Source organism: Paraburkholderia sp. BL6669N2 (assembly GCF_003387275.1).
Lineage (GTDB): Bacteria > Pseudomonadota > Gammaproteobacteria > Burkholderiales > Burkholderiaceae > Paraburkholderia.
On sequence record NZ_QUNA01000002.1, the window covers coordinates 1,546,097 to 1,559,908 of the forward strand.

11 protein-coding genes are annotated in these 13,812 nt (G+C 62.6%); 6 read left to right on the forward strand and 5 right to left on the reverse strand.

Annotated elements, in window-relative coordinates:
• From B0G80_RS29440 to B0G80_RS29455, 4 genes are read right to left on the reverse strand one after another with little or no spacing between them, the layout of a single operon-like run.
• Entirely contained in the window at window positions 1–2,064 is a 2,064-nt protein-coding gene (locus B0G80_RS29440) for an NADH:flavin oxidoreductase (RefSeq protein WP_116121501.1), read from the reverse strand.
• A 47-nt stretch (window positions 2,065–2,111) separates the two neighbouring features.
• Entirely contained in the window at window positions 2,112–2,648 is a 537-nt protein-coding gene (locus B0G80_RS29445) for a DUF5943 domain-containing protein (RefSeq protein ID WP_116121502.1), read from the reverse strand.
• A 53-nt stretch (window positions 2,649–2,701) separates the two neighbouring features.
• On the reverse strand, window positions 2,702–3,673 hold the full coding sequence (locus B0G80_RS29450) for a dipeptidase (protein WP_106280831.1): 972 nt from the start codon (window positions 3,671–3,673) through the stop codon (window positions 2,702–2,704).
• An 18-nt stretch (window positions 3,674–3,691) separates the two neighbouring features.
• Complete coding sequence (locus tag B0G80_RS29455) at window positions 3,692–4,966, reverse strand: serine hydroxymethyltransferase (RefSeq protein ID WP_106280833.1); 1,275 nt, start codon at window positions 4,964–4,966, stop codon at window positions 3,692–3,694.
• Window positions 4,967–5,408: 442 nt separating this feature from the next.
• Between B0G80_RS29455 and B0G80_RS29465 the strand changes: the two genes are divergently transcribed.
• Complete coding sequence (locus tag B0G80_RS29465; RefSeq protein ID WP_106280835.1) at window positions 5,409–6,404, forward strand: GlxA family transcriptional regulator; 996 nt, start codon at window positions 5,409–5,411, stop codon at window positions 6,402–6,404.
• Between the two features lie 197 nt (window positions 6,405–6,601).
• Here the strand turns inward: B0G80_RS29465 and fdhA are convergent, their stop codons facing one another.
• A complete protein-coding gene (gene fdhA, locus B0G80_RS29470; RefSeq protein WP_116121504.1) occupies window positions 6,602–7,801 on the reverse strand; it encodes a formaldehyde dehydrogenase, glutathione-independent in 1,200 nt (399 codons plus the stop codon).
• 305 nt (window positions 7,802–8,106) lie between these two features.
• Here fdhA and betI point away from each other — a divergent pair, with 305 nt between their 5' ends.
• The 5 genes from betI to B0G80_RS29495 all read left to right on the forward strand — a co-directional run bounded on the left by betI (window position 8,107) and on the right by B0G80_RS29495 (window position 13,645).
• Window positions 8,107–8,694, forward strand: coding sequence for a transcriptional regulator BetI (gene betI, locus B0G80_RS29475; RefSeq protein WP_106280839.1), 588 nt, complete (start codon window positions 8,107–8,109; stop codon window positions 8,692–8,694).
• 42 nt (window positions 8,695–8,736) lie between these two features.
• Window positions 8,737–10,206: a betaine-aldehyde dehydrogenase gene (gene betB, locus B0G80_RS29480; RefSeq protein ID WP_116121505.1), complete on the forward strand. Its 1,470-nt coding sequence runs from the start codon at window positions 8,737–8,739 to the stop codon at window positions 10,204–10,206.
• An 11-nt stretch (window positions 10,207–10,217) separates the two neighbouring features.
• On the forward strand, window positions 10,218–11,903 hold the full coding sequence (gene betA, locus B0G80_RS29485) for a choline dehydrogenase (protein WP_116121506.1): 1,686 nt from the start codon (window positions 10,218–10,220) through the stop codon (window positions 11,901–11,903).
• A 156-nt stretch (window positions 11,904–12,059) separates the two neighbouring features.
• Window positions 12,060–13,226, forward strand: a complete 1,167-nt coding sequence (gene ampC / locus B0G80_RS29490) for a class C beta-lactamase (protein WP_116121507.1) — start codon at window positions 12,060–12,062, stop codon at window positions 13,224–13,226.
• A 17-nt stretch (window positions 13,227–13,243) separates the two neighbouring features.
• Window positions 13,244–13,645 (forward strand): cupin domain-containing protein, encoded by a 402-nt coding sequence (locus tag B0G80_RS29495; protein ID WP_116121508.1) that lies wholly within the window; start codon window positions 13,244–13,246, stop codon window positions 13,643–13,645.
• Window positions 13,646–13,812: the final 167 nt, after the last annotated feature.

Sequence of the window (13,812 nt, forward strand, 5' to 3'; positions counted from 1 at the left end):
TCAGAAATCCTTGCAAAGGCGCAGCGCGTCGTAAATCGCGCCGTGAATGTTGTGCATGGAAATGCAGTCGCCGACACGGAACAGCAGGAAGCGGCCATTGCCGAGTTCTTCGCTCAAGGACGGCTGCGGCTCGGAGGCGAACAGCTTATGCACGTCCACCTGGCCGCGATTCACCGACTCCGGCTTGAGCTTCCAGTACAACTCGTCGTTCGGCGTGCTGCCGTTCTCGATCACCACCTGATCGACCGCGCGCTCTTCCTGTTCTTCGGTGTACTCGTTGCGGATCACGGCGATCTTCTTGCCGTCTTCCTCGTAGACCTTGTCGAGCCAGTAGTTCGGCGTATGGATCACGCCTTGCGCGTAGAGCCGGCGGTAGAAGATCGGGAAGGTGGTGCCGCCCACATCGTCGGCAACCTTCACGTCCGGCGTCACGATCTCGACGTTCGAACCGCGACTCGACATGAAGTCGGCCACGCCCGCGCCGGCATGCGTGCTGACGCCGTCGTACACCAGCACGTTCTTGCCCGGCTCGACCTTGCCCGAGAGCACATCCCACGAACTCACGGCGAGGCCTTCGTCGACGCCCCACTCCGCCACTTGCGACGTGAACGACGAACCGCCGGTGGCGAGCACGACGATGTCCGCCTTCTCGGCCATGATGGTTTTCTCGTCGGCGGCGACGCCGAGACGCCGGTCCACGCCGAGGCGCTTCGTCTCCATGTCGAACCAGCGCACGATACCCGCCATCTGTTCGCGCTGCGGCGCTTTCGCGGCCAGCATGATCTGGCCGCCGACGTAGTCGTTCTTCTCGAACAGCACGACGTCATGGCCGCGCGACTTCGCCACGCGCGCCGCTTCGAGTCCCGCCGGGCCCGCGCCGACCACCACCACCTTGCGCTTCGGTCCGCGCGTTTTGGCGATCACGTGCGGCATCGTTTCTTCGCGCGAGGTCGCGGCGTTCTGCACGCACAGCACGTCGAGCCCGTTGTACTGGCGGTCGATGCAATAATTCGCGCCGACGCACTGCTTGATTTCGTCCTCGCGGCCATCGCGAATCTTGATGACCATATGCGGATCGGCGATCTGCGCGCGCGTCATGCCGACCAGATCGACCATGCCGCTGGCGAGCAGGCGCTCCGCCTGACCCGCGTCGCGAATACTTTGCGCGTGCATGACCGGCAGCTTCACCACCGACTTGATGCCGGCCGCGAGATGCACGAACGGTTCGGGCGGCAGCGCCATCGGCGGCATGCAGTTGGCGAGCGTGTTATGCGTGTCCGCACCCGAGCCGATCACGCCGAGGTAATCGATCAGGCCGGTTTCGCTCATCGCCTGGGCGATTTCCTTCAGTTGTTCGTGATCGAGCCCGTCTTCATGGAACTCGTCGCCGCACATGCGCAGGCCGACGCAGAAGTCAGCGCCAACTGCTTCACGCACGGCCTTCAATACTTCCGTACCGAAGCGCAGACGGTTTTCGAGCGAGCCCCCCCATTCGTCGGTGCGAAAATTGGTGCGTGGGCTCCAGAACTGGTCGATCAGATGCTGGTGCGCTGCCGATATTTCCACGCCGTCCATGCCCGCATCTTTCACACGTTTCGCGGCGGCCGCGAAATCGCTGATGATGCGGCGAATTTCCTCGACTTCGATGATCTTCGCGTTGCCGCGATGCACCGGCTCACGCACGCCGGACGGCGACATCAGATGCGGCCAATGCTCGCCATGAAACGCGGAACGGCGTCCCATGTGCGTGGCCTGAATCATGATTTTCGCGCCGTGCGTATGCATGGCTTCGGCAAGCCGCGCGAGCGGATCGATGATCTTGTCGGTCGACAGATTCACCGACTTCCACCAGCCTTGCGGGCTGTCGATCGACACCGGGCTCGAGCCGCCGCACACCGCGAGGCCGACGCCACCCTTGGCCTTCTCTTCGTAGTAACGGATATAGCGGTCGCCGGGCAGGCCGCCCGGCTCCGCATAGACCTCCGCATGCGCGGTGCTGACGATGCGGTTGCGCAAGGTCAGCTTGTTCAGCGTGAGAGGCTTGAAAAGGTTCGGGTAACGCATTGCGATCGACCTCGGAATGGAGTGCTTTTTTGCGGTGCCGTGCGCGCTCAGGAAGCCAGCGGCGACACTTCGAACACGCAGTGGTCGTGGTGCTCAGCCGCGCATTGCGCTTCTCTCGAATGCGACGGCGGGCCCTTGCGCGCCGCGTCCGGCGCGGTGTCGTTGACCCAGTCCATCGCGCCCGCGAACCAGCCGGCGAACATGTAGCAAAGCTTGCCGACCTTGTCCGGCTGCGCCAGCACGAACGACGAGTGATGCAACTCGATGCGCGCGTGCGAACTCGACGGATCGGCTTCGGTGATCGTGAAGATGCCCCAGCCGCGTTGCGACAGACGCTTCAGGTAATGCTCGAACACCGCCATGCCGGCGAGGCCGTGCTGTTTCGCTTCCTTATCGCACCAGAAATACGCGGACTTGTAGCCGGCCTTGTAGAGAATCTCGGCATACGTGTCGAGGCCGAGCGCTTCTTCCACGGCGGTGTGGTTATTGGTGAAGAAGTGACGCGGCACGTACAGCATGGGCAGCGCGTCGGTGGTCCAGACGCCGGTGTTCGCATCGACGTCGATAGGCAGTTGGGGTTGCATGTGGAGGCTCCGTTTTTTATGTGTGCGAGTGAGGTTTCAGCAGCGCTGGAAGGTCACACCTTCCAGACTTCGCCAAACACCCGCACCCAGTTTTCACCCATGATCTTCTTGATGCGCGTCTCGCTCCAGCCGGCGCGCTCCATCGCGGCCGTCAGGTTGGGAAACTCGCCGATCGTGCGGATGCCTTCCGGATTCACCACCTTGCCGAAGTTGGTCAACTGGCGATAACGGCCTTTGTCGTGCGTGATCCAGTCGAAGAACTCCGTGCTGTAGCCTTGCGTGAAGTCGGTGCCGATGCCGACCTGATCCTCACCGATCAGATTCACCACGTACTCGATCGCTTCGATATAGTCTTCGACGGTCGCATCCGGGCCGCGCTTGAGGAACGGCGCGAACATCGTCACGCCGACGAAACCGCCCGCGTCCGCGATCTCCTTCAGTTGCTCGTCGCTCTTGTTGCGCGGATGCTCTTTCAGGCCCGACGGGCAGCAATGCGAGTAGCACACCGGCTTGTTCGACGCGGCGATCGCCTCAGAAGAAGTCTTGCCACCCACATGCGAGAGATCGACCATGATGCCGACGCGGTTCATCTCCTGGATCACCTCGCGGCCATAGCCCGACAGGCCGCCGTCGCGCTCATAGCAACCGGTGCCCACCAGGTTCTGCGTGTTGTAGCAAAGCTGCACCACGTTCACGCCGAGGTCCTTGAACGCTTCGATATAGCCGAGGTTGTCCTCGAAAGCATGCGCGTTCTGGAAGCCGAAAATGATGCCTGTCTTGTTCTCTTTCTTCGCGCGGAAAATGTCGTCCGTGGTGCGCACCAGCGTGAGAATCTCGCCGTACTCGCGAATCTGCTGCTTCATCTCGGCGATGTTGTCGACGGTCTTCTGGAAGCTTTCCCAGACCGAGACCGTGCAGTTCACCGCGGTCACGCCGCCCTTGCGCATATCCTCGAACACCGAGCGCTCGAACTTCGAAATGTTCAGACCGTCGATGATGATGCTGTTGTCGTGCAATGTGCTCATCGTGTGCTCCAAGCGTACTCAGTAGATGGGGAAGCGTTCGCACAGCGCGAAAATCTCGCGGCGCACGCGTTGTTCGGTGGCGGCATGGCCTTCGGGTTGGTCGCGCAGCGCGTCGAGCACCTCGACGATCAGCCGCCCGATTTCGCGGAACTCGCTGACGCCAAAGCCGCGCGTGGTGCCCGCGGGTGTACCCAGGCGAATGCCTGAAGTGATCGTCGGCTTCTCGGTATCGAAGGGAATGCCGTTCTTGTTGCAGGTGATGCCCGCGCGTTCCAGTGCCTGCTCGACCTGGTTGCCCTTGAGGCCCTTGGGTCGCAGATCGACCAGCAGCAGATGGTTGTCCGTGCCGCCCGTGACCAGATCGACGCCGCCTGCCTTGAGCACTTCGCCGAGCGCCTGCGCATTCGCGAGCACGCTGTCGATGTAGGTCTTGAAGCCCGGTTCCAGCGCTTCGCCGAACGCGACCGCCTTGCCGGCGATCACATGCATGAGCGGGCCGCCCTGCAAGCCAGGGAACACGGCCGAGTTGATCTTCTTCGCGATGTCTTCGTCATTCGTCAGCACAAAGCCGCCGCGCGGACCGCGCAGTGTCTTGTGCGTGGTCGACGTCACCACGTGCGCATGCTCGACCGGATTCTGGTGACGCCCAGCCGCGATGATCCCGGCAATGTGCGCCATATCCACCATCAACTTTGCGCCGACGCTATCGGCGATCGCGCGCAGTCGTGCAAAATCCAGCGCACGCGGATAAGCCGAAAAGCCGGCGATCAGCAACGCGGGTTTGTGCTGCTGCGCGAGTTCTTCGATCTGCTCGTAATCGATCAGCATCGTGTCGCGATTCACGCCGTATTGCACCGCGTTGAACCACTTGCCCGACATGGCCGGCTTGGCGCCGTGCGTGAGGTGGCCACCGGCGTCGAGCGACATGCCGAGCACCGTGTCGCCCGGTTTCACCAGCGCGAGCATCACCGCGCCGTTCGCCTGGGCGCCGGAATGCGGCTGCACGTTGGCGAATTTCGCGTTGAACAGTTGCTTGATGCGGTCGAGCGCCAGCGTTTCAACCACGTCGGCGTATTCGCAACCGCCGTAGTAACGCTTTCCCGGATAGCCTTCCGCATACTTGTTGGTCAGCACCGAGCCCTGCGCTTCGAGCACCGCGCGCGACACGATGTTTTCCGACGCGATCAGTTCGACTTGCGACTGCTGGCGCTCGAGCTCTTTCAGAATAGCGCCGCGCACCGCCGTATCGCGCGTGGCGAGCGTTGCTTCGAAGAAAGGATTCGGGTTCGACATGGAAGGTCCGTGGAGTCGTTAACGGAAGGCCGGAAGCCGCGTCTGGGCTTTGCTTCGCCCCTGCTACTACCGGTGTGCATTGGGTCTATTCTTGACGCTCGCCTCGCCCGCCAATTTATGAATTCAGACGCGTTCTTTGCCTTTTCCGCCATACGCGTCCTTTTTTCACAAGTCGGCGCTGCCGCGCTCCCTCCCATGACCGAACGAGCGTGCCGAACCCGCGTTCATGCTGCACTGCACGCGAACGCCGTGCGCGCTTCAGGTGCGCAAGCGGACCCGTACGGCTCTGTTCTGGTGCCACCTGTTTAGTTATCCGAGTCGTATACGGGCTAACCGAGGGTTTAGCCTGATGGCACGGTAGTTGCCATAGTCATCAAAATTAAAGAAGTCGCTGCTCCCCACGGCGACGTGACATTACAGATTCGAAGGAATCATTCCTCTCATGTCCACCGATCGCACGGCGTCGCTGTCGCATTTCGCTTTCATGCCGGTTCCCAACTTCACCATGATTGCGTTCACCAACGCGATCGAAGTCCTGCGCATGGCGAACTACCTCACGGGCCAAACGCTTTACCGCTGGTCGATCGTGAGTCCCGACGGCGGCCCGGTCACGGCCAGCAACGGTTTGTCGGTCGATACAGGACCGGTCGAATGCGTGGGGCAGCCGGACATCGTGTTCGTGGTCGGCGGCATCGACGTGCAGCGCGCCACCACTCCCGCCCATCTTTCCGCGTTGCGCCGCTTCGCGCGGCTGGGCTGCGTGCTCGGCAGTCTGTGCACCGGCACTTACGCGCTGGCGCGAGCCGGTTTGCTGGCGGGCTATGCTTGCGCGATTCACTGGGAGAACATGTCGGCGCTCAAGGAAGAGTTTCCCGACACGCGCTTTCTGAAAGAACTGTTCGTGATCGATCGCGATCGCGTCACGTGTACCGGCGGCGTGGCTCCGCTCGACATGATGCTGAACCTCATCGCGCCACGCGTCGGCACGGCACGCGTCACGCAGATCGCCGAGCAGTTCATCGTCGAACATGTGCGCGACACCAGCGCGCAACAGAAAATGCCGCTGGTGGCGCGACTCGGCTCGGCCAACAAGTCGCTCTTCGAAGTGATCTCGCTGATGGAGAACAACATCGAGGAGCCGCTCTCGCGCGAAGAACTCGCGCGCCTCGCCGGCATGTCGCAACGCCAGTTGCAGCGCCTGTTCCGCGAACATCTGGGCATGACGCCAACGCATTACTACCTGACGCTGCGTCTGCGGCGCGCGCGCGAGTTGTTGCTGCAAACGGATATGTCGATCATGCATATCACGATGGCATGCGGCTTCCAGTCGGCGTGCCACTTCTCGAAGAGCTATCGCGACGCGTTCGGCACGGCGCCGACGCGCGAGCGGCGCAAGCAGGCGCCATCGCTCGCGGCAGTGCCGGTACTGGCGGCTTGAGGCGATTGATAGATTGACGGCTTGAGTGCACAGCCGCCGCAAATACAAACGCGTTGAGCGGTTTTCCGTTCAACGCGTTTTTTGCAGGCCAGCAGTTTCGGCTATTCACCTTTCCGCCCGACGACGACGGCGGCGCAGCGCCGCGCGAGACCGCGCATGCAGTCCCGCCGCCACTTCATGCCGCGCTCAAGCCACGATCAAGCCGCCTTCAGCAAGCCATGCGGATCGATCACAAACTTCTTCGGCGCGCCGCCATCGAACTGACGATAACCGTCAGGCGCCTGGTCGAGCGAGACCACGGTCACGTTGACGATATCCGCGATCGGCAAACGGTCCCACAAGATCGCCTGCATGAGATTGTGGTTGTACTTCATGACCGGCGTCTGCCCGGTATGGAACGAGTGCGACTTGGCCCAGCCCAGACCGAAACGGATACTCAGGCTGCCTTTGCGCGCGGCGGCGTCGGCGGCGCCCGGATCGTCCGTGACGTACAGGCCTGGAATGCCGATCGCGCCGGCGGCCCGGGTGATCTCCATCAGCGAGTTGAGCACGGTGGCCGGCGCTTCCTCGTGCGATCCGCTGCTGCCGTGGCCGTGCGCTTCGAAGCCGACGCAGTCGACCGCGCAGTCCACTTCAGGCTTGCCGAGAATCTGCTCGATCTGCTCGCCCAGCGTGGCGTCCTTCGACAGATCGATGGTCTGGAAGCCCATCTTGCGCGCGTGCGCGAGACGCTCCTCGTTCATATCGCCGACGATCGTGCAGGCCGCGCCCAGCAAGCGCGCCGAAGCAGCCGCCGCCATGCCCACCGGACCCGCCCCCGCGATATACACGGTGGCGCCGGGCTTCACGCCTGCCATCACCGCGCCGTGGTAGCCGGTCGGCAGAATGTCGGAGAGACACGTGAGGTCGCGGATTTTCGCCATGGCCTGCGCGCGATCGGGGAATTTCAGCAGATTGAAGTCGGCGTACGGCACCAGGACGTATTCGGCCTGGCCGCCGATCCAGCCGCCCATGTCCACGTAACCATAAGCGCCGCCGGCCCGCGACGGGTTCACGTTCAGGCACACGCCGGTATGCTGGGCCTTGCAGGTCGGACAGCGGCCGCAGGCCACGTTGAACGGCACCGAAACGAGATCGCCGATCTTGAGCGTTTCGACGTCGCGGCCCACTTCGATCACCTCGCCGGTAATCTCGTGGCCGAGCACGAGGCCGACTTCGGCCGTCGTGCGGCCGCGCACCATGTGCTGATCGGAGCCGCAAATATTCGTGCTCACCACCTTCAAGATCACACCGTGACCGATCGACCGGCCACGCGGATCGACCATCTTCGGAAAGTCGATCGACTGCACTTCCACCTTGCCCTGCCCCAGATACACGACGCCGCGATTGCTGCTCATTGTCTGTCTCCATGTCTTGTGAGCGGCGCGCCCGGTTCGCCCGGTTCGTCAAAAAGCACGCCGTTCAACGAGCGTAGCGCCCGGTGAACCAGGCGCATGTACCGAACGCGACATGGGTTTGGCCGGAACCGACACGGTGAGCGGAGCCCTTGCCCATCCTGCCGCAGATGGTTTTTTATTGATTGACCGTTCAATATAAAAAACCTAACATGGTCGTTCGAATCCACGTGGACGGATTGCTTTCGTTTAACGCAGTCCGCCCGCAGTCAACGCCAGCACCCAACGCCAGCAACAGCGCCCGCACCATGCCCAAACTTGGAATGCGCGAAATCCGCCGCGCGCAGTTGATCGACGCCACGCTCCACACGATCGACCAGACCGGTCTCGCGGGGGCCACGCTGGCTTCGGTCGCGCAGCGCGCGAGCATTTCCACCGGCATCGTCAGCCACTATTTCGGCGACAAGGACGGCTTGCTCGAAGCCACCATGCGTCACGTGCTGCGCGACTTATGGCAGGCCACGTCACGCAGGCGCCGCGCGGCGAAAGCGGACCCGCGCTCGAAATTACGCGCGGTGGTCGCCGCGAATTTCGACGCCGAACAGACCAGCGGCCCGGTCATGAAAACCTGGCTCGCGTTCTGGTCCGAGAGCATGCACAAGCCGGCATTGCGGCGGCTGCAGTACGTGAACACGCGCCGCCTGAACTCGAATCTGTGCGCGGATTTTTCCAAAGCCATGCCGCGTGCCGCGGCGCGCCGTGCGGCGAGCGGCCTCGCGGCGCTGATCGACGGCCTGTGGCTGCGCGGCGCGCTCTCGGGCGAGCCGTTCGACACCAGAGCCGCGCTGCGCGTGGCCAACGACTATATCGATCTGGTCCTCGCATCGCACGAGTAAGCACAGGATCAGACCGGCGACACATTCAGAAAGGAGTTAGTCATGGCGGTATTCGCAACGCAACGTCTCTATATCGGCGGCGTGTACGTCGACGCCACCAGCGGCGAAACCTTCGACACGCTCGACCCCGCCACCGGCGAAACGCTCGCGAGCGTGCAGCAGGCTTCGGCGGCCGACGTCGATCGCGCCGTACGATCCGCGCAGCAAGGCCAACGCGAATGGGCCGCGCTCACGGCCATGCAGCGTTCACGCATTCTGCGCCGCGCCGTCGAGCTTCTGCGCGAGCGCAACGACGAACTCGCCGCGCTCGAAACGCGCGACACCGGCAAGCCGATCGCGGAAACCCTCGCGGTGGATATCGTCACCGGCGCGGACGTGATCGAGTACTACGCGGGCCTCGCCACTGCGATCGAGGGACAGCAGATTCCGTTGCGGCCCACGTCGTTCGTCTATACGCGGCGCGAACCGCTGGGCGTTTGCGCGGGCATCGGCGCATGGAACTACCCGATCCAGATCGCGTGCTGGAAGTCGGCGCCAGCACTCGCGGCCGGCAACGCGATGATCTTCAAGCCGAGCGAGGTCACGCCGCTATCGGCGCTGAAGCTCGCCGAGATCTATACCGAAGCCGGCGTGCCCGCAGGCGTGTTCAACGTCGTGCAAGGCGACGGACGCGTCGGCGCGATGCTCGCCGCGCATCCCGACATCGAGAAAATTTCGTTCACCGGCGGCGTGGAAACGGGCAAGAAAGTGATGTCGATGGCGGGCGCGTCGTCGCTGAAAGAAGTGACGATGGAACTCGGCGGCAAGTCGCCCCTGCTCGTGTTCGACGACGCCAATCTCGAACGCGCCGCCGACATCGCCATGAGCGCCAACTTCTTCAGCTCCGGCCAGGTCTGCACCAACGGCACACGCGTATTCGTGCAACGCGGCGTGCTGGAACGCTTCGAGACTCTGGTGCAGGAACGCGTCAAGCGCATTCGCGTAGGCGCGCCCACCGACGCCGACACGAACTTCGGGCCGCTGGTCAGCGCCGCGCAATTGCACAAGGTGCTGGGCTATATCGAAAGCGGCAAGCAGGAAGGCGCGCGGCTCGTGGCAGGCGGCAAGCGTCTCACCGAAGGCCACTTCGGCAACGGCCAGTATGTCGAGCCGACGGTTTTTGCCGACTGCCATGACGACATGCGCATCGTGCGCGAAGAAATCTTCGGGCCGGTGATGAGCATCCTCGTTTTCGACGACGAAGACGAAGCCATCGCGCGCGCGAACCACACCGCTTATGGTCTTGCCGCAGGCGTCGTGACCGAGAACCTGGCGCGCGCGCATCGCGTGATTCATCGGCTGGAAGCAGGCATCTGCTGGATCAACACGTGGGGCGAATCGCCCGCGGAAATGCCGGTGGGCGGCTACAAGCAATCGGGCGTGGGCCGCGAAAACGGCATCACCACGCTCGAGCACTACACGCGCATCAAGTCCGTGCAGGTCGAACTCGGCCCGTATCAACCGGTGTTCTGAGGAGACGCGCAATGGCTGCGAACGAATACGACTACATCATCGTGGGCGCGGGTTCGGCGGGCAACGTGCTCGCCTCGCGTCTGACCGAAGACGCGGACGTGACCGTGCTCCTGCTCGAAGCAGGCGGCCCCGACTACCGCTTCGACTTCCGCACGCAGATGCCCGCCGCGCTCGCCTTTCCGCTGCAAGGCAGGCGCTACAACTGGGCGTACGAAACGGACCCCGAGCCGCACATGAACAACCGGCGCATGGAATGCGGGCGCGGCAAGGGGCTCGGCGGATCGTCGCTGATCAACGGCATGTGCTATATCCGCGGCAATGCGCTCGATTACGACGGCTGGGCCGCACACGCCGGTCTGGAAAACTGGACCTATCTGGATTGTCTGCCGTATTTCCGCAAGGCGGAAACGCGCGATGCGGGCGCGAACGCCTATCACGGCGGCGACGGCCCGGTGCACGTGACCACCAGCAAGCCCGGCAATAATCCGCTCTTCGCCGCGATGGTCGAAGCCGGTGTGCAGGCCGGCTTTCCACGCACCGACGACCTGAACGGCTACCAACAGGAAGGCTTCGGCCCGATGGATCGCACGGTCACGGCGAACGGCCGGCGCGCCAGCACGGCGCGCGGTTATCTGGATCGCGCGAAGTCGCGGCCGAATCTCACCATCGTCACGCATGCGGTGACGGATCGCGTGCTGTTCTCCGGCAAGCGCGCGGTCGGCGTCGCGTATCTCCATCATGGCAATGCGGTGAATGCGCAGGCGCGCCGCGAGGTGCTCGTGTGCAGCGGCGCGATCGCGTCGCCGCAGTTGCTGCAGCGCTCGGGCGTGGGACGCTCCACGTGGCTGCGCGAACTCGACGTGCCGCTCGTTCAGGATCTGCCCGGTGTCGGCGAGAACCTGCAGGACCATCTGGAGATGTATATCCAGTACGAGTGCAAGGAGCCGGTTTCGCTTTATCCGGCGTTGCAGTGGTGGAATCAGCCGGCTATCGGACTCGAATGGCTGGTCAAGGGCACGGGAATCGGCGCGAGCAATCAGTTCGAGGCAGGTGGCTTTATCCGCACGCGCGATGACGATCTGTGGCCGAACATTCAGTATCACTTCCTGCCGGTCGCGATCAATTACAACGGTTCGAACGCCATCAAGATGCACGGCTTCCAGGCGCACGTCGGTTCGATGCGCTCGCCGAGCCGCGGGCGCGTGAAGCTTACGTCGCGCGATCCGAACGCGCATCCGAGCATCCTGTTCAACTACATGGCCGATCCGCTCGACTGGCGCGAGTTCCGCGACGGCATCCGAATCACGCGCGAGATCATGCGGCAACCGGCGCTCGACCGTTATCGCGGCCGCGAACTGAATCCCGGCGCCGAACTGACCACCGACGAGCAACTCGACACGTTCGTGCGCATGCGCGCGGAGACGGCGTTTCATCCGTCGTGTTCATGCAAGATGGGCTACGACGATATGGCCGTGGTCGATAACGAGGGCCGCGTGCATGGCATGGAAGCGCTGCGCGTGGTGGACGCGTCGATCATGCCGCGCATCACGACCGGCAACCTGAACGCGCCGACCATCATGCTGGCCGAGAAGATCGCCGACCGGATTCGTGGACGCGAATCACTGGCGCGGGTGGATACGCCCTACTTCGTGGCGAATGGCGTGGCGTCGAGAAAGCGGGAGACCGCGACGGTTTGACGTGACGCCGTTGTCCGCGCATAAGATTTTCTTTACCCGCGCGCAACTTATCCTCGATTGTCAGTGTCTGGCAAAAGCCGGATAGTGCGGCCTCAAGGCGTTTCAAAGAATCCTTTGGAGCGCCTCCGCCGACAGACAACCCAGGAAACGCGAGAGATGAAGTTCAAAGCCCTCAGCCTCACGGCAACCTTGGCCTCTGCGTTGATCGCTCCCATGAGCCACGCAGCCGATACCACGCAAGACAGCATTAAACGGACAGTCGACGCGGCGATCCAGCCGCTCATGGCGAAAGACGGTATTCACGGCATGGCGGTCGGCATTGTCGTCGCGGGCAAGCCTTATGTGTACAACTACGGCGTGGCGTCGACGGAAACCGGCAAGCCCGTAACGCGCGACACGCTGTTCGAACTCGGTTCGATCAGCAAGACCTTCACGGCGACGCTGGCTTCGTATGCGCAGGTCAGCGGCGATCTTTCCCTGTCGGATACGACGAGCAAGTATTTGCCCGTGCTTCAGGGCAGCCCGTTTGGCAACGTGAAACTGGTCAATCTGGGCACGCATACACCTGGCGGGCTGCCCCTGCAGGTGCCGGACGACATCCATAACAACGACGAACTCATGCAGTATTTCAAGGCATGGCAGCCCAGTTGCGCGCCGGGCACGTGCCGGACTTATGCAAATCCCGGGATCGGCACGCTTGGATTGATCACCGCAAAGAGCATGGGGCAGGATTTCACGGCGTTGATCGAACAGCGCATGTTTCCTGCACTGGGATTGAAGAATAGCTATATCGATGTCCCGACAGCACGGATGCTCGACTACGCGCAAGGCTACAAGAAAGACGGCGCGCCAATCCGCATGGCGCCCGGCGTGCTGTCCGCCGAAGCCTACGGCGTCAAATCCACCGCTGCCGACATGACACGCTTCATGCAGGCCAACATGAATCTGCTTCAGCTCGACGCCAAGTTGCAGCGCGCAATCACGGACACGCACACCGGCTACTTCAAGGCAGGTGTGTTGACCCAGGATCTGATCTGGGAGCAATACGCGTATCCGGTCGCGCTGAAGACATTGCTGGCGGGCAATTCATCGGCGATGGTTTTAAAGGCGACGCACGCGGTCGAAATCAAGCCGCCGCTCGCGCCTCGTTCAAACGTGTGGATCAACAAGACCGGTTCGACCAATGGGTTCGGCGCGTATGTGGCTTTCGTGCCCGAGAAGCAGTTGGGCATTGTGATGCTGGCCAACAAGAACTTCCCGAACGAGGATCGGGTGGCTGCTGCTTATAAGATTCTGACGGCGCTTACTGAGGCCACGCATTGAATAGGGGCGACTCGATCATGAACAGCTTGCGCTGCGTGCCGTTGATCGTTGCGGTCCTTATGAATCTGCCTTCGGCCAATGCCGGCGAAAAGGCGCCCGATGCCAAGGAGACCGTGGTGCTTCAACGCGTCCCCGTTCCGGGAACCGATCGCGAAATGGGCATGGGCATTGCCGAATTCCCGCCCAATGCCGTCAAGCCGAAGCACAAGGCAACCGGGCCGGAGGTCGCCTATGTGCTCGAAGGTGAAGTCACGGTGCAGGTCGAGGGGCGACCGGCGCAAGTGGTCCACGCCGGCGAGAGTTACAGGATGCCGGCGAACGTCGTTCATGTGACGAGCGCCGGACCCGCGGGCGCGAAAGTGTTGGCGACGTGGGCCTGGGTGCCTGGGAAGCCGTTTAATATTCGCGCTCGGAATTGAATTAGAAAATGAGGATCGGGGTGGCTGCCGCTCCCGTATCACGTCACCTATCCATTTTGATAGGTGTTATCGCACGCGCATCGCCTTCTATACTCTTCCCCGTTTTTGAGGAGGTGGAGAATGCCCGGTGCCAATGACAGCATGCGGATGAGTGCAGCCGGTATGCA

Excerpts from the sequence above, each read along its gene's own strand:
- B0G80_RS29440 (WP_116121501.1), bottom strand. The coding sequence starts at position 2,064 with ATGCGTTACCCGAACCTTTTCAAGCCTCTCACGCTGAACAAGCTGACC.
- B0G80_RS29445 (WP_116121502.1), bottom strand. The coding sequence starts at position 2,648 with ATGCAACCCCAACTGCCTATCGACGTCGATGCGAACACCGGCGTCTGG.
- B0G80_RS29450 (WP_106280831.1), bottom strand. The coding sequence starts at position 3,673 with ATGAGCACATTGCACGACAACAGCATCATCATCGACGGTCTGAACATT.
- B0G80_RS29455 (WP_106280833.1), bottom strand. The coding sequence starts at position 4,966 with ATGTCGAACCCGAATCCTTTCTTCGAAGCAACGCTCGCCACGCGCGAT.
- B0G80_RS29465 (WP_106280835.1), top strand. The coding sequence starts at position 5,409 with ATGTCCACCGATCGCACGGCGTCGCTGTCGCATTTCGCTTTCATGCCG.
- fdhA (WP_116121504.1), bottom strand. The coding sequence starts at position 7,801 with ATGAGCAGCAATCGCGGCGTCGTGTATCTGGGGCAGGGCAAGGTGGAA.
- betI (WP_106280839.1), top strand. The coding sequence starts at position 8,107 with ATGCCCAAACTTGGAATGCGCGAAATCCGCCGCGCGCAGTTGATCGAC.
- betB (WP_116121505.1), top strand. The coding sequence starts at position 8,737 with ATGGCGGTATTCGCAACGCAACGTCTCTATATCGGCGGCGTGTACGTC.
- betA (WP_116121506.1), top strand. The coding sequence starts at position 10,218 with ATGGCTGCGAACGAATACGACTACATCATCGTGGGCGCGGGTTCGGCG.
- ampC (WP_116121507.1), top strand. The coding sequence starts at position 12,060 with ATGAAGTTCAAAGCCCTCAGCCTCACGGCAACCTTGGCCTCTGCGTTG.
- B0G80_RS29495 (WP_116121508.1), top strand. The coding sequence starts at position 13,244 with ATGAACAGCTTGCGCTGCGTGCCGTTGATCGTTGCGGTCCTTATGAAT.